Genomic DNA, 18,092 nt, shown 5'->3' on the forward strand with positions numbered 1-18,092 from the left:
CAGGTAGAGTTTCCCGGCAGACAGCATCGCCGCCGCAACCGCACCAGGGTGCGGGAGCGGCGGCGATGGCCGTTTAAGGGGCGTGCGGTTCCAGCAGCCCGGGTGCAGTTCTCAGCCTAGGTACCAGCCTGGCGGCACCCAGGACGCCGGGACGGCGTGCGCTGAGAAGTCCTCGCATCCCGAGCAGAAGTAGGTGACCTCGCCCAGTCTGCTGACGGAGCCATCCCGGCGGTGCTTGGCGGGAACGAACGTCTCGAGGTACACAAACTCGTCGGTCCCGCACCGCTCGCAATAGGGGATCCCGACGAAGTCGTCGTCGCTCCGGGCGAGGGGGGCGTGCGGGTCGAGCCGGCCGAGGCCGGGATGCGGCACGCTCTCGAGGCGTGCCGTTGCCGCCAGGGGCCGGGCGGCATTCAGCGGGCGGCTGGACCGCACTGTGGGGTGGGGGTGGTTTATGGCTGGCGTCATTGCTGGCCTATCCCGAGCGCTTTCCGCCGTTGCCGCTCGGAGCGACAGGGGAGAGCGTTCGTTTTTCGAATAGTGGTGGCGGGCCTCTGCTTGACCTTCAACAAGGTCAGGATAGGGCAAGTACCACCTGTGTTCAATGGGTGCGTACCGACCCGTCCGGCCGAGTAATTTGGGAGTAGGTACCGGGTCCCGGCTGAGTAGGTACCCGGGTAGGCGAGCTAGGTGGAGCGGTTGAGGGCCCGGCCAACAATGGTCTGGGTGAGCGCTTCAATGACCTCCGTGTTGGCCAGCGGGTTGCGAATCAGGGTGAAGTCGACGTCGCCGACGGGCGGCAGGTCGAAACGCCGGGTGATGATTTTCAGGTCCTCCGGAACCAGAGAGGACGGCATCACGGCGACGCCGATGCCTGCCCGGACGGCGGCGAGCACGCCGCTGATCTGCCGGGTGGTGCAGGTGATGCGCCAGGTCCGGCCGGTGGCTTCGAGGGCGTCGATGGCCAGCTTCCTGCTCAGGCTGGGCGCGGGGTAGGCGATCAGCGGCACCGGATTGCCCGGGTCCAGGACAGTTTGCTCCAGCCCCACCCAGGAGAAGGAGTCCTGCTGCACCACGGTGCCGTCCTTGGCCCCGGCCACCCACTTGACGAAGACGAGGTCCAGCTGGCCGGCATTGAGCCGTTTGTAGAGCTGGTCGCTTTGGCCCACCGTGAGTTCGAGGTTGATCTGTGGGTAGATCTGGCGGAACTCGCGCAGGATCCGGGGGAGCCCGGTGATCGCCAGATCGTCCGCTGTGCCGAAGCGCAGCCGGCCGCGCATGGCCGATCCGGAGAAGTAGCGGGCGGCGGAATCGTGGGCGGCAAGGATGCTGCGCGCGAAGCCGGCCATGGCGTCGCCGTTGTCCGTCAGGCGCACATCGCGGGTATCGCGGGCTATCAGGGTGCGCCTGGCCGCGGCCTCCAGTTTCCTGACGTGCTGGCTCACGGTCGGCTGCGCCAGTCCGAGGCGTTCTGCCGCCCTCGTGAAGCTCAGCGTCTCGGCCACCGCCAGGAAGGAACGGAGCTGGGCGGGTTCAAACATGCGGCCTCCCGGTCAGTGCGTCTCTTGCTCGGTCCACCATCGCCCCCAGTCCATTGCGTTTCGTGATGCTAGTTATGCGCGGAATAGCCTTCCATTATCGATTGCGGCTAGCTTAGCGTTAAGCCAACCCCCGTAGGCCCCGTTCCCCTGAGGATCTTCCGTGCCACCCCCTCCGCCTCTCCAGGCCGCCGATTCCCAGCATGACCACCCCGCGCAGCTCTCGCTGCCACCTGTCACCCAGCCGGTCGGCGTCGTCAGTGAGCGGCTGCCGTGGCGGCACACCTTCATTTCACTCAAGGTCCGCAACTTCCGGATTTTCGCGGTCGGGCACTTCATCGCGGTCGTCGCCCTGTGGATGCAACGGATCGCCCAGGACTGGCTGGTGCTCCAGCTCTCCGGTTCCGTCACCGCCGTCGGCGTCACCGTGGCCCTGCAGTTCCTGCCCTCGCTTCTTCTGGGCCCCTGGGGCGGCATGATGGCCGACCGCTTCGCCAAGCGGAAAATCCTGGTGCTGTGCCAGTGCGCGGCCGCGGTCCTGGCGGCAACCCTCGCAAGCCTGGCCCTGACGCAGCGGATCGAGGTCTGGCACGTCTACACGATCGCGCTGGTCCTGGGTCTGGTCACGGTGCTGGACCAGCCGGCGCGGCAGGTCTTCGTCAACGAACTCGTGGGCCCGGCGTATCTGCGGAACGCCATCAGCGTGAACTCCACCATCTTCCAGCTCGGCGGCTTGATCGGCCCGGCCGTTGCGGGGGTCCTGCTCAGCGCGGTGGGGGCGGGCTGGGCGTTCGCCGCCAATGCGGTGGCATGCTGTTCCACGCTGACGATGCTCCTGGTCCTGCGCAGGGACGAGCTGCACCTCACGCTGCCGGCCGCCAAACGGAAGGGCATGCTCAAAGAGGGGCTGCGCTACGCCCTGGCCAAGCCCACGATCTACTGGCCCTGGCTGATGGCGGGCTTCGTCGCGGTGTTCGCGATGAGCCTGCCGGTGCTGCTGGCGGCCTTCGCCGACCACGTGTACCACGCCGGTGCGGGCGGCTACGGGCTGCTCAACTCTTTGGTGGCACTCGGGGCACTGGCCGGGGCCATCACATCCGCCCGGCGCCGGCAGCTCCGGCTGCGCTCGGTCATGCTGGGGGCAGGAATGTACGGGCTGATGCTCTGCCTGGCCGCCGCGGCACCTTCGAAGGAGTGGTTCGGTGCGGCCATGGTGCTGGCCGGCTTCTGGTGCCTGATGTTCCTCACCGCGGCCAACCAGCTCGTCCAGGTCAGCGCCAACATGGGAATCCGCGGCCGGGTCATGAGCCTGTACATCATGGTGCTGATCGGCGGGCAGGCGATCGGCGGTCCGCTGATGGGATGGCTGGCAGAGCACCTGGATCCCCGCACGGCGATCCTGGTTTCCGGCGGCGTGCCCGCGCTGGCGGCCGCGGTGGTCGCCGTCGTGCTGGCCCGGCGTGGCGAGCTGACGCTCAAGGTGGACCTGAAGGACCGGCGGCGCCTGCTCCGGATCGTCCCGGCCTAAGCTTTCCGCGCCGGCTACGACTTTTCGCGCCGAAAACGGACAGCCGCTACGCGGATCGGCGTAGCGGCTGTCCGGAAACGGAGCAGAAAACCGGGTGCGGCGCGAAGCTGCTAGCCGGCCACGGGCAGGTGCGGGTACCCCGACTGCCGCTGCTGGAACTCCAGCACATCCGGGTTGAGCACCACGCCGTCGCGGATTTCAATCGCGCGGCGGATGGTTTCGTTGCTGTCCCAGGCTGCGGGCCCGGCGAGCACCGTCTCCAGGAACGGCAGCAGCGCCTCGCTGATCTCGGAACTGGCCGAGTTCCAGAGATAGGACGGGCTGTGGTCCACCGCGTAGTAGTCGATGTGGTCGCCTACCGTAAACATGGGCTCGGTGAAGGTGGTGGTTTTCGCCCAACTGAAGCCCATGCCTTCGTCGCAGGACACGTCCACGATCAGGCTGCCCGGCCGGAAAGCGTCCAGGTCTTCGGTGCGCAGGTAGGTCAGCGGAGCGTTCGGGTCCTGCAGGGTGCAGTTGACCACGATGTCGCTCTCCGCGAGGAAGGGCGCCAGCGGCACCCGGCCCCGTTCGGTGATGACTTCGCTCAGGAACGGCGCCTCATTGTCGTGGTCGAACTGCGCGATCCGCACCGAGTGGATGGGTGAACCCACCGCGGCGACTCCGCGGTTGGTCAGCACCTGCACGTCGTGGACGCCGTGGGCGTTGAGGGCCGTCACGGCGCCGCGGGCGGTGGCGCCGAAACCGATTACGACGGCGCTCAGCCGGCGGCCGTAGTCCCCCGTGGTGCCGGTCAGGGCCAGGGCATGCAGCACCGAACAGTAGCCAGCCAACTCGTTGTTCTTATGGAAGACGTGCAGGCCGAAGCCGCCGTCGCTGGCCCAGTGGTTCATCGCCTCAAACGCGATGAGCGTGAGCTTCTTGTCGATCGCCAGCTGGGTGATTGCCGCATCCTGGACGCAGTGCGGCCAGCCCCAGAGGACCTGCCCGTCGCGCAATTCGGCGAGGTCCTCCGGCTGCGGCTTGGGCAGCAGTACGACGTCGGCCTCGGCCAACAGCTGCGCCCGCGGCACGATGCCGCCCACGAGACCGGCCAAGTGGGCGTCCGAAACGCCAAAGCGCTCGCCGTAGCCTTCTTCCAGGATCAGTTGCTGCCTGAGCTCCGGGGCAATGCGTTCAAAGTGCCGGGGATGGATGGGAAGGCGGCGTTCGTCCGGCTTGCGTGTGGTGGCCAGGACACCGAGGGTGAGGTGGTTCGGGGAACCGGTCACTTCTTTTTGGGGCTCGCCGTCTTGGCGGCGGTCACTTTGTCGAGGGAGCTGGGCGGCGCCGCGGCGGCCCTCTTGTCAGCGCGCTTTTCCTTGATGGACTTGCCGGACTTCTTGGATGCTGCTTGACGGGGGGACTTGTCAGCCATGATTGCTCCTGTAGCGGAACCGAAGAGGTTCCTGACTCCTGACGATACAGGTAGCTACCTAACCGACTCCGGTGCAGTGGTGCGGGCGCGGAGCGGTGGACGAACTGGAGCGGCTGACGGGAATCGAACCCGCGTATCAAGCTTGGGAAGCTAGCGCTCTACCATTGAGCTACAGCCGCAGTGGGACTGGCCAAAAATCTGACCAATAATCCCGGCGAAAACAACGAGATTTACACTACCGCAGTCTGAAGCCCACTTGGAACAGCCACACCGGGGCCATTCTGCGAGGAGCCCAGGGCCTCTACCCCTGGAAGACCGGATCTCCGGCCTCCCCTTCCCGTCCGGCGGACACCTCGCTTTGCCAATTCAGGACGGACTCGAATTTCAACGGGTAGACCCATCTCAGATGCGCGTACACCTGCCTCCACTGTCGCGTGGTCAGAAGGCAAAAAGAGGTAGCCCACACTCGTGTGCCCCCAAAGACCATCCACTTGACTAGGGGAGATCGCAGCCAACCCCTAGTCGCTAGAAGGTCTCATCATGGTTCGTGGAGCGCTTATCCCTGTTCCTGTTGTCCGACTATTGGATATAGGCAAATGGCGGGGCTCTGGCTTTGACAATGTCCAGCCCCCCGCTCAAAGGGCTGAAGAGGCTTCCGGCTCCGCGCGGCGGCGGTCATGAGCGAACTCAAACACCGCCGGCCTTTGCACGCAGCGGCCCGGTTGGCCGCCCCAGCGAGCATCCCGCAGCGCAAGTTGGCTTCGGCGAGGCCGCAGCACTCGGTGTGGGACGACGAATCCCGGATTGACATGGCGGCCTCCAGGAGGGCGGTCTCACTTCGGTGGAGGAACTTCGCCAACCGCCTTCGAATCACCGACGGGGCAGCCATTGCCGTCGCGGTGGCGTCGGCCTACGTGTTCAGGTTTGGCTCCGAGGCAACAACCTCGGCCGGGGCGGAATTTGAAGCGAAATATCTGGTGGTCTCCACACTGCTCCTTGTTGCCTGGATCGCTTCCCTCGAGATTTACCACACCCGCGATTGCCGGACGTTTGGCGTCGGCGGAGCCGAATACAAGAGAGTTGCACAGGCCACGCTCAAGCTGTTCGGCGCCCTGGCCATTGCGATGGTTTTCTTCCGCTTTGAAGTGGTTCGCGGCTACTTCGCTGTGGCGTTGCCCCTGGGGCTCCTGCTGCTTACCGGCAACCGCTGGCTCTGGCGCCGGTGGTTGAACCGCAAGAGGGCGGAAGGCAAGTACCTGTCGCGGGTGATAGTGATCGGAGACCGGAGCGACGTCGAGTACGTCATCAACCAGATCGAAAAGAACCCTACCGCCGGCTACGAAATTTCCGGCGTGGGGTTGCCGACCCTGGAGAAGTCCACCGAGCTCCGGTCGCCTTGGTACCGGATCCCGGTGGTGTCCACCCTGGCGGACGTGTCGAGGATGGTAGAAGTCGCGGGCGCGGACGCGGTCATCGTCGCGGGACGGGTACCCGGTGGCAGCAAGTACATCCGGGAGCTGGGATGGAAGCTGGAGGCGACGGCGACGGAACTCGTCCTGGCTTCCACCCTCACCAACGTTGCCGGTCCGCGAATCCACTGGCGTCCGGTTGATGGATTGCCGCTCGTGCACGTCGAGCTTCCCCAATATGCGGGCGGCAAGCACGTTCTCAAGCGCGTCATCGACATCGCCGTCGCGTCGCTGGCATTGCTGGTGCTGTCGCCGCTCATGCTGGTTCTCGCCATCATCGTCAAGCGGGACAGCGCCGGCCCCATCTTCTTCCGCCAGTTGAGGGCAGGCAGAAACGGCGAGCCTTTCTACATGCTGAAGTTCCGATCGATGGTCCAAACCGCCGAAAAGGACCTGGAGTCCGTGCGGGAACTCAACGAAGGATCCGGACTGCTGTTCAAAATCCGGAACGATCCGCGGGTCACCAGATGCGGACGCTGGATGCGCAAGTACTCCTTGGATGAGCTCCCGCAGTTCTGGAACGTACTCACCGGTGAGATGAGCTTGGTCGGCCCTCGGCCGCCGCTGCCATCGGAAGTTGAACGGTATGAGAAGTTCACCAACCGCCGGCTGCTCATCAAGCCTGGAATCACCGGACTGTGGCAGGTTAATGGCCGTTCCACTCTTCCGTGGGAGGAGAGCGTCCGGTTGGATCTCTACTACGTGGAGAACTGGTCCCTCACCGGAGACCTCATCATCATGTGGAGGACTTTCAGGGCCATGCGCAGCCCCGTCGGCGCGTACTGAGGGGCGATGACTTCTCGCATCGGCTACGCAGCCGGGACCGGCCCCACCGTGATGCCCGGACACCAACTCCGTCGGTAACTCTTCGGTAAAGGCCTGCCGCGCAGGGGTGGTGTGCCGGGCCCTGCTGGGTACCCTGAAGGGGTTAGCTGCAGTCTCCGGGGAACGGGCTACGTCCATTAGCCGTCCGCCTAACGAGGATTTCCGTGGCCTTTGCCGAGTACGAAGTCGTGATCCAACGCGACGCGATGAGCGTTTACAACTTCCTGCTGGATCCCCGGAACCTGGCGTCCTGGCGGGACGGGATCAGCGGTGTTGAACTCATTTCCGGCGCAGCGGGATCGATGGGGGCGGTCTACCGCCCGGTCTTTGCCGGCACGGGGCGGCCGGCGGTTGCCGACTTCGAACTCACCGCGACCCGGCCCGGAGCCGAGATCCAGTTCCAGGTCATTGCCGGACCGGCGCGTCCGCACGGCGGCTACTACCTGAGCACAGAGGGCGGCAGCACCCGCGTCCGCTTCGCCCTCCGGTACCGGCCGCCCGGCGCCGGGGTACTGATGTATCCAAGGGTGCGCCGGGCCATGAAGGCGCAGGTCGCGCAGCTCGAGCGGCTCAAGGCCGTGCTGGAGCACCAGCGGGCCGCCGCATAGGGCCTCACGGGAGTAACACTTGCCCCACGCGGACCAGCCGGCAATTACTGGGGTATTTTTGATCCTGTGCTGATCTCTGACCGCGACATTCGTACCGAAATCGACTCCCAGCGGATTGTGCTGGAGCCGTTCGACCCTGACATGGTTCAACCGTCGTCGGTGGACGTGCGGATTGACCGCTTTTTCCGGCTTTTCGATAACCACAAGTACGCGCATATTGACCCTGCCGAGGACCAGCCCGAGCTGACCCGCCTGGTGGAGGTTGACGCGGGCGAGCCGTTCATCCTGCACCCGGGCGAGTTCGTGCTGGGCTCCACCTACGAGACCGTCACGCTGCCGGACGATATTGCGGCGCGGCTCGAGGGTAAGTCCTCGCTGGGCCGCCTTGGCCTGCTGACGCATTCGACGGCGGGGTTCATCGACCCCGGATTTTCCGGACACGTCACACTGGAGCTCTCCAACATGGCCACCCTGCCGATCAAGCTCTGGCCGGGCATGAAAATCGGGCAGCTCTGCTTCTTCCGGCTGTCCTCGGCCGCCGAACACCCGTATGGTTCCGGCGAGTATGGCAACCGCTATCAGGGCCAGCGCGGCCCGACGGCAAGCCGCAGCCACCTGAACTTCCACCGCACCGAGATCTAGGCGGCCCGGAAGGGTCCTAGCCAGCGGGCCGGACCGGGAGGGCAGTGCGCCTGGCCGGGCGGCGCAGCGTCCGCACGATCGGCTCCACGAAGCGGGCAGCCAGCGGACCCATCACGGCCATGATCAACACATAGGCGGTGGCCAGGGCAGCGAGCTCCCTGGGCACCACGCCGGAAGCCACCGCGAGCCCGGCGATCACGATGGAGAATTCTCCGCGGGCGATCAGGGCCGCCCCGGCACGGAAGCGGCCCGGCAGGGCGATGCCGGCCCGCTTGGCTGCCCAGATTCCGGTGATCATCTTGGTGGCCGCCGTCAGGACGGCCAGGACCAGGGCCCAGCCAAGCACGGGCGGGATGGACGTCGGGTCCGTGTTGAGGCCAAAGACCACGAAGAAGATCGCGGCGAATAGGTCGCGCAGGGGTTCAAGGATCCGTGTGGCGCTGTGCGCGGTGGCTCCGGAGATCGCGATCCCGAGCATGAAGGCGCCGACGGCGGCGGAGACCTGCATGGCGGCGGCCAGTCCCGCGACCAACAGCGCGGCCCCTAGCAGGTTGAGCAGGAACACCTCGGAGTTTTCGCTGTGGACGGCCTTGGACACGTGGTGGCCGTGCCGCAAGGCGACCACCAGCACCAGGGTGACGACGGCGAGGGAGATCCCCACCGTCTGCAGCCCCACCAGGAAACTGACTCCGGCGAGCGTGGCCGTCAGGATTGGCAGGTAGACGGCCATGGCCAGGTCCTCGAAGACCAGGATGGACAGGATCACGGGTGTCTCGCGGTTACCGATCCGGCCGAGGTCCGTGATGACTTTCGCGGCGATCCCGGACGAGGAAATGTAAGTGACACCGCCCATCACCATCGCCCCCACCAGCCCCCAGCCCAGGAGCAGTGCCAGGCCCGCCCCCGGCAGGAAGTTCAGCACCAGGTCCAGGACGCCGGCCTGCCAGGACCGCCGCAGGCCTGTCACCAGCTCGGCCGCCGTATATTCCAACCCGAGCATAAGCAGAAGGAGGATGACGCCGATCTCACTGGAGAGATGGGCGAACTCGTGCATCCCTTCCAGCTTGACCAGACCGCCTGCCCCGAAGAACAGGCCGCCGACGAGGTAAAGCGGAATGGGGGACATGCCGATCCGCCCGGCCAGTCTGGCCAGCAGGCCAAGACAGAACACGACGGCCCCCAGTTCGATGAGGGTCAGGGCGAGCGGATCCATGCCGCTTATCCGTTGCGCAGGATGCTGGCTGCCGTGTCCAGGCCTTCTTGCGTGCCGACGGCGACGAGGAGGTCGCCGGGGTGCAGGACGACGTCGGGGCCCGGCGAGGGGAGGACTTCGCCCTCGCGCATGATGGCCACGATCGAGGCGCCGCTGCGGGTCCGGATGCAGGCTTTGCCCATGGGCTGGTTCTGGAAGGGGGAATCCGCGGCGATGGAGAACTGCCGGGTGACGATCCCGGGGATCTCCCGGTGCGCTTCGGACAGCTGCATGGCAATGCGCTGTCCGCCCAGAAGGTTGCCGAGGGCGGCGGCCTCGTCGGCGGTCAGCGGGATGGAGGCCTGGCAGGTGTCCGGGTCGTCCCAGGTCGAGACGATCAGCTCGGTCTGGCCTTCGCGGTACTCGACGACGCCGATCCGGCGTCCCGAGGCGGTCATGAAGTCCTTGCGCCGGCCCAGGCCGGGAAGGTCTGTCTCATCCACGTTCATGCCTCCAGCCTAGTGTCCCGGCGGAGTTTTGGGGCGGGTTCAGGCCCCCGGCACGACGGCGATTTCCGTCCTGCCCGGCGGCTTGACGGGCAGCATCACCAGCAGCCCGGCCAGCAGGACCACCATGATGCCGAGGATGCCCCACCGCTGCGCTTCGCCGGGCGCAACCAGGGGCGTCGCGACCGCGATGCACAGGGTGAAGAGTGCCGGCGCCAGGAAGCTGACGGCGCGGCCGGTGGTGGCGTACAGGCCGAAGAGCTCGCCCGATTCACCGTGCGGCGCGAGCCGGGCCAGGTAGGCGCGGGACGAGGACTGGGCCGGACCCACGAAGAGGCACAGGAACAGGCCGAACACCCAGAACGTCGTGCTTCCGGCCCAGTCCATGCCGAAGAAGGAATAGTTCCCGTTCCCCAGCGCCAGGAGCACGCTGCCCGCGATCAGCAGGCCGATCAGCGAACCGATGATGACCGCCTTGGGCCCTACCCGGTCGTCCAGCAAACCGCCCAGCAGCGCGCCAACCGCGGCCACAACGTTGCCGAAGATGGCGAAGAAGATGACCTGCTTGAGTTCGAAGCCGAAGGTGCCGGCGGCGATGATCCCGCCAAAGGTGAACACCGCGGCCAGCCCGTCGCGGAAGATGGCGCTGGCCAGCAGGAAGTAAATGGTGTGCGGGCTTGTCCGGTAGATGGCGCGGATGCGGCGCACGAGCAGGCTGTAGGAGGCGAAGAACCCCAGACCGGACTGCCGGGCCTTGGGCACTTCCGGGACTGCGAGCATCACCGGAATCGCGAAGACCAGGAACCAGAGCGCGGAGAACACCGCCACGAGACGGATGTTCAGGCTCTCCTCGGTGGATGCCCCGAACCACTCGAAGCTGGGCTGGACGAAGAGCTGGAGCACGATCAGCAACGCGACAATGCCGCCGAGGTAGCCAGAGGCCCAGCCGAAGCCGCTGATCTTGCCGATGTTCGCGGGCGTGGAGATCTGGGCGAGCATGGCGTTGTAATTGACGCCGGCGAATTCGAAGAACACGTTGCCAAGCGCGATCAGGGTCACCCCGAGGAGCAGGAATTCGGGACGCGGGAAGACAAAGAAGCAGAGCCCCGTCAGCAGCGCGACGGCGGCCGTGTTGACCCCCAGCCACAGCTTGCGGCGGCCTCCGCTGTCCGAACGCTGGCCGGTGACCGGGGCCAGCAGGGCGATGGCCGCCCCGGCTATGGCCAGGGCGGAGCCGAGGACCGCCGAGGCTTCGTCTTCGCCGCCGAAGGCCTTGGAGGTCAGGTAGACGGTGAAGACGAAGGTGGTCATGACCGCATTGAAGGCCGCGGAGCCCCAGTCCCAGGCGGCCCAGGCCACGACCTGGCCCTTGCCGGTGGCATGGCTGCCGGACTCGAATTCCGAGGCCGGACGCATGGCCTCGGGGGCGGTGGCGGAGTTCATAGCCTGAATGTTAGCCGCCCGCGGCGGACCGCCGGCGGAGAAACGGCTAGGCAACGCCGGGTCTTCGTTGCCGGGCCGGTGGAACCGCGGCTCCAATGGTCGCCGTCCTCCGCGCACGTCACCGTAAAAACAATTTGTGCACGCTTGGTAAACTAGCCGCACCGAACCTAACCAATTGCCCCGCCTGCTCCAACTTTTTGACAATCGAATTCCTGACGTTGCGGAGATACCAGTGATCACAGTCCTTGCCGTGCACTTCGCGGTGGCTGCTGTGGCGCCGTTCCTCTTCCGCAGGCTGGGCAGGAACGCGTTCTTCGCGCTGGCCGCGGTGCCCGCAGGCTCGTTCGTCTGGCTGCTCCTCCAGCACGGCGCGGTGTATTCATACGCCGGGTCCACCGCGGTGACCCTCCCGTGGATTCCGGACCTCCGGCTGGAGCTGGCGTTCCGGATGGATGCCCTGGCCTGGGTCATGTCCCTGCTGGTCCTGGGTGTCGGTGCGCTGGTCCTGGTCTACTGTGCCCGGTACTTCAAGGACAAGGACAGCCACCTCGGCGGCTTCGGAGCCCAACTGCTGGCGTTTGCCGGGGCCATGTTCGGCCTGGTCACCGCCGACGACCTGCTCCTGATGTTTATTTTCTGGGAACTCACCACGGTCCTGTCCTACCTGCTGATCGGCTACGCCCGCACGAGGTTGTCGGCCCGTCGCTCGGCGCTGCAGGCGTTGGTGGTGACCACTGCAGGCGGCCTGGCCATGCTGGTGGGCCTGATCATGCTGGGCTCAACCGCGGGTACCTACCGGATCTCGACCATCCTGCAGATGGCGCCCGAGCTGTTGACGGGACCGGCCGCGGCCGCCGTGGCGGCCGCCGTCGTGCTGGTCCTGGTGGGCGCGATCACCAAGTCCGCGCTGGTCCCGTTCCACTTCTGGCTCCCCGGGGCGATGGCCGCGCCGACGCCGGTGAGCGCTTACCTGCACGCCGCCGCCATGGTGAAGGCGGGCATCTACCTCGTGGCGCGGCTTGCCCCCGGGTTCGCCGAGACGGCGTACTGGCTCCCGCTGGTGCTGGGCCTCGGCCTGGCCACCATGCTGGTGGGCGGTTACCGGGCCCTGCGCCAGACGGACATCAAGCTCATCCTCGCCTACGGCACGGTCAGCCAGCTCGGCTTCCTGACCATGGTGGTGGGGCTCGGCAAGCCCGATGCGGCGCTCGCCGGCCTCGCCCTGCTGCTGGCCCACGGCCTCTTCAAGGCCACGCTGTTCCTCGTGGTCGGCATCATCGACCACCAGGCGGGGACCCGCGACATCCGCAAGCTCTCCGGGGTTTACCGGTCCTCCCGCGCCCTGGCCGTGGTGGCTGCGATCGGTGCCGCGTCGATGGCCGGAGTGCCGCCGCTGGCAGGTTTCGTGGCGAAAGAATCCGTCTTCGAGGCCTTCGTGCATCACGCCGGGACCGGGCCGTGGGGTTTGGTTATCCTGGTCGGCCTGGTGCTGGGCTCCGTCCTGACCTTCGCCTACAGCGCACGTTTCATGTGGGGCGCCTTCGCGGTCAAATCCGGCGTGCCGGCCACCCGTTTCAAGGCCGTCAAGCCGGCATTCCTTGCCGCCCCCGCCGTGCTGAGCCTGCTGACCCTCCTCTACGGCGTGTGGCCGGCGCCGGTGGACGCCTGGATCCAGCCGTACGCGGCGCTCTTCGCCGGCCACGCCGAAGCCGGTGGCGTGGATCCCGACGCCGCCGGGCACCTCGCGCTGTGGCACGGGTTCACCCCGGCGCTGGGCCTGGCCGCGATCACGTTCGCCCTTGGACTGGCGATGTTCTACGGACGCAACGCCGTTTCCCGCGCGCAGGCGCTGGTGCCCGGCTGGATCGACGGCGACCGCAGCTACCAGCGCACCATCGGCGCCCTCGACGACGTCGCCGTCTGGGTCACCGGCCGCACCCAGCGAGGCTCGCTCTTCTTCTACCTGGCCGTCATCCTGACGGTGGCCTTCGTCCTGCCGCTCACGGCGATGCTGCTGGCCAACAAGCCGCTGCCCGGCGGCCTGTACTTCATCGACCCCGGTTCGCCGCTGCAGCTCGTCGCGGGCGCCGGCATCGTGATCGGCGCACTCGCCGCGGTGCGGGCCAACAAGCGCTTCCTGGCCGTGCTGATGGTGTCGGTCACCGGCTACGGCATCGCCTTGATGTTCGCGCTCCAGGGCGCCCCGGACCTGGCCCTGACCCAGATGCTGGTGGAAACCATCATCCTGGTGGCCTTCGTCCTCGCCATGCGGAGCCTGCCGGCGGAGCTGCGGGACCGCACCGGCGGTAAGTACCGGGTGACCCGGGTGATCATCGGCGCGGCGTTCGGCCTCACCATGGTCTTTGTAGCGATCTACGCCCTGAGCTCCCGGGTCGCCACTCCGGTCTCGCTGGAGTTCCCGCGCCTGGCCTACGAGGGCGGCGGGGGACTGAACGTCGTCAACGTCACCCTCGTGGACATCCGGGCCTGGGACACCTTTGGCGAGATCTCCGTGCTGGCGCTCGCCGCCACCGGCGTTGCCAGCCTGATCTTCGTCCGCGGCCGCGGCGACCGCATCGGGCCCTCGTCGTCCGTGGCGGAAGGAACCGTCGGCCGCCGGACGCATCAGCCCGCCCACACCAGGGACAACGCGGCGCTGGCCTTGAGCCGGCGGTTTGCCGCGTCGACTCGCGACGCGTGGCTAGTGGCGGGACGGACCATGGCCCCGGAGCGGCGGTCGATCATTTTTGAAGTCGTCACCCGGCTGATCTTCCATTCGATGATCGTCTTCTCCATCTACCTGCTGCTCGCCGGACACAACCTTCCCGGCGGCGGTTTCGCCGGCGGGCTCACGGCCGGGCTCGCCCTCACCATCCGCTACCTCGCCGGGGGCCGCTTCGAGCTGCGCGAGGCCACCCCGGTCAGCGCCGGCGCCCTTCTGGGGATCGGGCTCGCGACGGCCGCGGCGTCCGGCGTCGCGCCGCTGCTGCTTGGCGGCCAGGTCTTCCAAAGTGCCGTGATCGAACTCTGGCTGCCGGTCTTCGGCGACATCAAGTTCGTCACCTCCACCATCTTCGACATCGGCGTCTACATCGTCGTTGTCGGCCTGGCGCTGGACGTGCTCCGCAGCCTCGGCGCGGAAATCGACGAACATTTCGAGGAACAGCCCGCGGAAGAACCCGCGGAGCCGTCCGACGACCGGGAAGCCGACGGCGTCCCGGCCGAAACCACCGCCAAGGGGAGCGCATGAGCGTCAATCTGACTCTGCTGACGGTCATGGGAGCCCTCTACGCCTGCGGCATCTATTTGATCCTGGAACGCAGCCTCACCCGGGTCCTGCTGGGCCTGATGCTGCTGGCCAACGCCACCAACCTGCTGATCCTGGCCACTGGCGGCTATGCGGGCCTCGCACCGCTGTTCAACAAAGACACGGCCGCCGGCGACTACAGCGACCCGCTTCCGCAGGCGCTGATCCTGACCTCGATCGTGATCTCCTTCGCCGTCACGGCCTTCATGCTGGGCATCATCTACCGAACCTGGGTGCTGGCCCGGCAGGACGAAATCCAGGACGACGCCGAGGACCGCCGGGTGGCCGAGACCCCCAGCTTCGATGCCGAGGACGACGCCGTCATCCCGGCGGAGACCTCCGAGTTCCCTCTCGTGGCGGCCGATCCGACGGACGCTGCGGGGGGACCCGACCCGACGGAGACCGTGCAGGCGGGCGCCCGCCGGATGCCGGCCATGGACGCCGCCGCCGAGGAACAACCCGGATCCCGCAACATCACGCCAGGCCCGGAAGGAGGGACCAAGTGAACATCGCAAGCTTTGCCCCGCTCGCCGTCGTCCTCCCCATCCTGGGGGCCGCTCTGACCTTCCTGCTGATCCGGCAACCACGGGCGCAACGGACCGTCAGCATTGCCCTCCTCTCGCTGACGCTGCTGCTCGAATGCCTGCTGCTGGCCTCCGTCTGGCAGGGCGGCACGGCGGCGGTCAACATCGGCGGCTGGCTGCCGCCCTGGGGCATTGTGATGGTGGTGGACCAGTTCTCCTCGCTCATGCTGGTGGTGTCCTCGACCGTCAGCCTTGCCGTGCTGGTCTACGCCACCGGGCAGGGCATGGCCGACGGCGACCGCGACGCGCCCGTCTCGATCTTCCACCCCACCTACCTGATCCTGGTGGCGGGCGTGTCCAACGCGTTCCTCTCCGGTGATCTCTTCAACCTCTACGTGGGCTTCGAGATCCTGCTGACCGCCAGCTACGTGCTGATGACCCTGGGCGGGACGGGTCCGCGGATCCGCGCGGGTGTGACGTACGTGGTGGTCTCGGTGGTCTCCTCGGTGCTGTTCCTGATCGCGATCGCCATGATCTACGGCGCCACCGGAACCATCAACATGGCGGACCTTGCCATCAAGCTGATGGATCTGGACCAGGGCACCCGGAACCTGCTGCACGTGCTGCTGCTCGTGGCGTTCGGCATCAAGGCCGCCGTGTTCCCGCTGAGTTTCTGGCTCCCGGACTCGTATCCGACGGCCCCCGCCCCGGTCACCGCCGTGTTTGCTGGCCTGCTCACCAAGGTGGGGGTCTACGCCATGGTCCGGACCGAGACCCTGCTCTTCCCGGGGGACACGTTCAACACCCCGCTGATGGTCGCTGCCCTGCTGACCATGGTGGTGGGGATCCTGGGCGCCCTGGCGCAGAGCGACATCAAGCGACTGCTCTCCTTCACCCTGGTCAGCCACATCGGTTACATGGTGTTCGGCCTGGCGATGTCGTCCGTGGCGGGGCTGGGGGCCGCGGTGTTCTACGTGGCGCACCACATCACCATCCAGACCAGCCTGTTCCTGGTGACCGGCCTGATCGAGCGCCGCGCCGGGAGTTCCTCGGTGGACCGGATCGCCGGGCTGGCCAAGCTCTCGCCGCTGCTGGCGGTGCTGTTCTTCGTGCCGGCCATGAACCTGGCCGGGATCCCGCCGTTCTCCGGGTTCCTCGGCAAACTGGGCCTCCTGCAGGCCGGCGTCGCCCTCGGCACCCCGCTGGCCTACGCACTCGTGGCCGGCGGCGTGCTGACCAGCCTGCTGACCCTGCTGGCCATCGCACGCGTCTGGAACCGCGCCTTCTGGCGCAAGCCCGAGGACGCCGAACATCCCGATCCCGTGCTGCTCGCCGCCCCCGCCGACGCGGCCACCGGCCACCGCGCGGGCCAGCAGAACGTGACCCTGCTGCCGCGGACCATGGTGGGCTCCACTCTGGGCCTGGTGCTGTTCGGGGTGGCGCTGACGGTGTTTGCCGGGCCGCTCTTCCGGGTGGCGGACCAGTCCGCCGGGGAGATGCTGAACCGGTCCGCCTATATCCAGGCCGTGCTTGGGGACGAGGCGCCGGTTCCGGTAATCGCCCAGCCGATGCGGCAGGAGGGCGGCAAATGACACGGAAGAGGGTCTCGCTGCGCCAGGAGCTGCCGCTGCTGGTCTGGCTCGTTATTGTCTGGGGCGCCCTGTGGCAGGACTTCAGCGCCGGAAACCTGCTCTTCGGCGCCCTGATCGCGGTGGTGGTGGCCCGGCTGTTCTACCTGCCGCCGGTGGAACTGGGGGGCCGCTTCAACGTGCTGCGCGCCGTGCCGTTCGCGCTGGTCTTCCTGGCCAAGGTCGTGGCGGCCAGCTTCCAGGTCCTGTACCTGGCCGTGGTCCGTGGTCCGCGGGTGATCAGCGCCGTCATAGCCGTCCCGCTCCGCAGCCATTCAGACCTGCTGGTGACCGCCACGGGACACGTCATTTCCCTGATCCCGGGGTCCGTGGTGGTGGAGGTGGACAGGTCCACGTCCACGCTCTACATCCACGGCATCAACGTCCGAGACGCCGAGGACGCGGCGAAGCTCCGCAAGGAGGTCCGCGACACGGAGGCCGGGCTGATCCGGATCATGGGCACCAGGGCCGAACTGTCCGCACTGAAGCAGGAGGCCGGGGCATGATGCCGCTGGTTTTGACCATTACCGCGGTCGTGCTGTCGCTCGCCGCGGCCGGCGCGATCATCCGCATCGCGCGGGGGCCCTCGCTGCTGGACCGGGTGCTGGCCGCCGACGTGCTGCTGGCCATCCTAGGCGCGGCGCTGTGCATCGACATGGCCGTGAACCGGCACCTGAACAACCTGATGCTGCTGGTGTCCATCTCGATCATCGGCTTTGTCGGTTCGGTGACGGTGGCCCGATTCGTGGCCGACCGGAGGAAGCAGCCCAATGAGTCCTGACACGATTTCCGCCGACGCCGTAATCGACACCGTCTCGGCTGTGTTCATGGTGGTCGGGGCGCTGATGTCCCTCGGCGCGGCCATCGGCCTGCTGCGGTTCCCCGACCTCATGAGCCGGATGCACGCCGCGACCAAGCCGCAGGTGCTGGGGCTTTTCCTGCTGCTCTGCGCCGTGGGGCTGCAGCTGCGCACCTGGTGGGTGTGGCCGGTGCTGGTGGTCGCGTGGATCTTCCAGCTGCTCACAGTGCCGGTCTCCGCCCACATGGTTGGCCGCGCCGGCTACCGCACCAAGCACCTGCACCCCGAGCTGCTGAGCGCCGACGAGCTGGAAGCCGTGGTGCAGCAGGCGGCCGGCAAGCGCGGATTCACGGACGACGACGACGAGTAACGCCGCCGGCGGCGATATGGCTTAGACCAGGTCCTGGGTCTTGGCGAAGCGGGTGATCGCCCGCTGCGTGCCGCGGTTGGCGAGGACCTGGATGATGGCGCTGACCGAGGCCGAAATGAGGGCGAAGGTCAGGGCCTGGCGCAGGGTGGTGGGGACGTCGTCGTCGTGGCCCTTGGGCGGTTTGTTGCCGGTGGTCTTTTCCCAGACGGTGTCGACTACCTTGGTGCCGACGAAGCCGGCGAGGAGGCTGACGCCGGTGCCAAGCAGTTTGATGAAGATGTTCATACTTCGTACTC

At 67.1% G+C, this 18,092-nt stretch carries 18 protein-coding genes and 1 tRNA gene; 10 read left to right on the plus strand and 9 right to left on the minus strand.

From position 1 onward, the window contains the following. Positions 1–111: 111 nt before the first annotated feature. Positions 112–468, minus strand: a complete 357-nt coding sequence (locus AC1DH3_RS09905; RefSeq protein WP_441416560.1) for a hypothetical protein — start codon at positions 466–468, stop codon at positions 112–114. A gap of 218 nt (positions 469–686) precedes the next feature. Further along, a complete protein-coding gene (locus AC1DH3_RS09910; RefSeq protein WP_441416561.1) occupies positions 687–1,541 on the minus strand; it encodes a LysR substrate-binding domain-containing protein in 855 nt (284 codons plus the stop codon). Positions 1,542–1,701: 160 nt separating this feature from the next. Here AC1DH3_RS09910 and AC1DH3_RS09915 point away from each other — a divergent pair, with 160 nt between their 5' ends. Next, a complete protein-coding gene (locus AC1DH3_RS09915) occupies positions 1,702–3,066 on the plus strand; it encodes an MFS transporter (RefSeq protein WP_476909206.1) in 1,365 nt (454 codons plus the stop codon). 110 nt (positions 3,067–3,176) lie between these two features. Here the strand turns inward: AC1DH3_RS09915 and AC1DH3_RS09920 are convergent, their stop codons facing one another. From AC1DH3_RS09920 to AC1DH3_RS09930, 3 genes are all read right to left on the minus strand, one after another. Then, complete coding sequence (locus AC1DH3_RS09920) at positions 3,177–4,337, minus strand: N(5)-(carboxyethyl)ornithine synthase (protein ID WP_441416563.1); 1,161 nt, start codon at positions 4,335–4,337, stop codon at positions 3,177–3,179. Then, on the minus strand, positions 4,334–4,483 hold the full coding sequence (locus AC1DH3_RS09925) for a hypothetical protein (protein ID WP_441416564.1): 150 nt from the start codon (positions 4,481–4,483) through the stop codon (positions 4,334–4,336). Before AC1DH3_RS09925 ends, AC1DH3_RS09920 begins: the two co-directional genes overlap by 4 nt. Positions 4,484–4,588: 105 nt before the next feature. Continuing rightward, positions 4,589–4,662: transfer RNA gene (locus AC1DH3_RS09930), tRNA-Gly, on the minus strand. Positions 4,663–5,160: 498 nt separating this feature from the next. Between AC1DH3_RS09930 and AC1DH3_RS09935 the strand changes: the two genes are divergently transcribed. From AC1DH3_RS09935 to dcd, 3 genes are all read left to right on the plus strand, one after another. Beyond that, positions 5,161–6,738 (plus strand): sugar transferase, encoded by a 1,578-nt coding sequence (locus tag AC1DH3_RS09935; protein WP_476909207.1) that lies wholly within the window; start codon positions 5,161–5,163, stop codon positions 6,736–6,738. A gap of 203 nt (positions 6,739–6,941) precedes the next feature. Continuing rightward, positions 6,942–7,385 (plus strand): SRPBCC family protein, encoded by a 444-nt coding sequence (locus AC1DH3_RS09940; RefSeq protein WP_441416566.1) that lies wholly within the window; start codon positions 6,942–6,944, stop codon positions 7,383–7,385. A gap of 66 nt (positions 7,386–7,451) precedes the next feature. Then, a complete protein-coding gene (gene dcd / locus AC1DH3_RS09945; RefSeq protein WP_441416567.1) occupies positions 7,452–8,027 on the plus strand; it encodes a dCTP deaminase in 576 nt (191 codons plus the stop codon). A 16-nt stretch (positions 8,028–8,043) separates the two neighbouring features. On the opposite strand, the gene AC1DH3_RS09950 is transcribed toward dcd, so the two are convergent. The 3 genes from AC1DH3_RS09950 to AC1DH3_RS09960 are packed head-to-tail and all read right to left on the minus strand — an operon-like array spanning position 8,044 to position 11,168. Continuing rightward, positions 8,044–9,240: a cation:proton antiporter gene (locus AC1DH3_RS09950; protein ID WP_476909208.1), complete on the minus strand. Its 1,197-nt coding sequence runs from the start codon at positions 9,238–9,240 to the stop codon at positions 8,044–8,046. Between the two features lie 5 nt (positions 9,241–9,245). Continuing rightward, positions 9,246–9,728 (minus strand): cation:proton antiporter regulatory subunit, encoded by a 483-nt coding sequence (locus AC1DH3_RS09955; protein ID WP_441416569.1) that lies wholly within the window; start codon positions 9,726–9,728, stop codon positions 9,246–9,248. A 39-nt stretch (positions 9,729–9,767) separates the two neighbouring features. Further along, entirely contained in the window at positions 9,768–11,168 is a 1,401-nt protein-coding gene (locus AC1DH3_RS09960) for an MFS transporter (RefSeq protein WP_476909209.1), read from the minus strand. A gap of 232 nt (positions 11,169–11,400) precedes the next feature. Between AC1DH3_RS09960 and AC1DH3_RS09965 the strand changes: the two genes are divergently transcribed. Genes AC1DH3_RS09965 through mnhG form a run of 6 tightly spaced genes read left to right on the plus strand, consistent with a single transcriptional unit; the run spans position 11,401 to position 17,796 of the window. Continuing rightward, the gene (locus AC1DH3_RS09965; RefSeq protein WP_476909210.1) at positions 11,401–14,418 is read left to right on the plus strand and encodes a Na+/H+ antiporter subunit A; all 3,018 of its coding nucleotides are present in this window, start codon (positions 11,401–11,403) and stop codon (positions 14,416–14,418) included. Next, complete coding sequence (locus AC1DH3_RS09970; RefSeq protein ID WP_476909211.1) at positions 14,415–14,981, plus strand: Na(+)/H(+) antiporter subunit C; 567 nt, start codon at positions 14,415–14,417, stop codon at positions 14,979–14,981. The genes AC1DH3_RS09965 and AC1DH3_RS09970 overlap by 4 nt, the downstream gene beginning before the upstream one ends. After that, positions 14,978–16,591, plus strand: a complete 1,614-nt coding sequence (locus AC1DH3_RS09975) for a Na+/H+ antiporter subunit D (RefSeq protein ID WP_476891887.1) — start codon at positions 14,978–14,980, stop codon at positions 16,589–16,591. The genes AC1DH3_RS09970 and AC1DH3_RS09975 overlap by 4 nt, the downstream gene beginning before the upstream one ends. Further along, entirely contained in the window at positions 16,588–17,133 is a 546-nt protein-coding gene (locus AC1DH3_RS09980; RefSeq protein ID WP_441416574.1) for a Na+/H+ antiporter subunit E, read from the plus strand. The genes AC1DH3_RS09975 and AC1DH3_RS09980 overlap by 4 nt, the downstream gene beginning before the upstream one ends. Next, complete coding sequence (locus AC1DH3_RS09985; protein ID WP_175322314.1) at positions 17,130–17,408, plus strand: MrpF/PhaF family protein; 279 nt, start codon at positions 17,130–17,132, stop codon at positions 17,406–17,408. Before AC1DH3_RS09980 ends, AC1DH3_RS09985 begins: the two co-directional genes overlap by 4 nt. Continuing rightward, positions 17,398–17,796 (plus strand): monovalent cation/H(+) antiporter subunit G, encoded by a 399-nt coding sequence (gene mnhG, locus AC1DH3_RS09990; RefSeq protein WP_441416575.1) that lies wholly within the window; start codon positions 17,398–17,400, stop codon positions 17,794–17,796. Before AC1DH3_RS09985 ends, mnhG begins: the two co-directional genes overlap by 11 nt. 21 nt (positions 17,797–17,817) lie before the next feature. Here mnhG and AC1DH3_RS09995 read toward each other — a convergent pair whose 3' ends face one another. Further along, positions 17,818–18,081, minus strand: a complete 264-nt coding sequence (locus tag AC1DH3_RS09995; RefSeq protein ID WP_441416576.1) for a DUF4235 domain-containing protein — start codon at positions 18,079–18,081, stop codon at positions 17,818–17,820. Positions 18,082–18,092: the final 11 nt, after the last annotated feature.

The sequence above is a fragment of the Arthrobacter sp. 05L428 genome (assembly GCF_056397665.1).

Excerpts from the sequence above, each read along its gene's own strand:
- AC1DH3_RS09905 (WP_441416560.1), bottom strand. The coding sequence starts at position 468 with ATGACGCCAGCCATAAACCACCCCCACCCCACAGTGCGGTCCAGCCGC.
- AC1DH3_RS09910 (WP_441416561.1), bottom strand. The coding sequence starts at position 1,541 with ATGTTTGAACCCGCCCAGCTCCGTTCCTTCCTGGCGGTGGCCGAGACG.
- AC1DH3_RS09925 (WP_441416564.1), bottom strand. The coding sequence starts at position 4,483 with ATGGCTGACAAGTCCCCCCGTCAAGCAGCATCCAAGAAGTCCGGCAAG.
- AC1DH3_RS09935 (WP_476909207.1), top strand. The coding sequence starts at position 5,161 with ATGAGCGAACTCAAACACCGCCGGCCTTTGCACGCAGCGGCCCGGTTG.
- AC1DH3_RS09950 (WP_476909208.1), bottom strand. The coding sequence starts at position 9,240 with ATGGATCCGCTCGCCCTGACCCTCATCGAACTGGGGGCCGTCGTGTTC.
- AC1DH3_RS09955 (WP_441416569.1), bottom strand. The coding sequence starts at position 9,728 with ATGAACGTGGATGAGACAGACCTTCCCGGCCTGGGCCGGCGCAAGGAC.
- AC1DH3_RS09960 (WP_476909209.1), bottom strand. The coding sequence starts at position 11,168 with ATGAACTCCGCCACCGCCCCCGAGGCCATGCGTCCGGCCTCGGAATTC.
- AC1DH3_RS09970 (WP_476909211.1), top strand. The coding sequence starts at position 14,415 with ATGAGCGTCAATCTGACTCTGCTGACGGTCATGGGAGCCCTCTACGCC.
- AC1DH3_RS09980 (WP_441416574.1), top strand. The coding sequence starts at position 16,588 with ATGACACGGAAGAGGGTCTCGCTGCGCCAGGAGCTGCCGCTGCTGGTC.
- AC1DH3_RS09985 (WP_175322314.1), top strand. The coding sequence starts at position 17,130 with ATGATGCCGCTGGTTTTGACCATTACCGCGGTCGTGCTGTCGCTCGCC.
- mnhG (WP_441416575.1), top strand. The coding sequence starts at position 17,398 with ATGAGTCCTGACACGATTTCCGCCGACGCCGTAATCGACACCGTCTCG.
- AC1DH3_RS09995 (WP_441416576.1), bottom strand. The coding sequence starts at position 18,081 with ATGAACATCTTCATCAAACTGCTTGGCACCGGCGTCAGCCTCCTCGCC.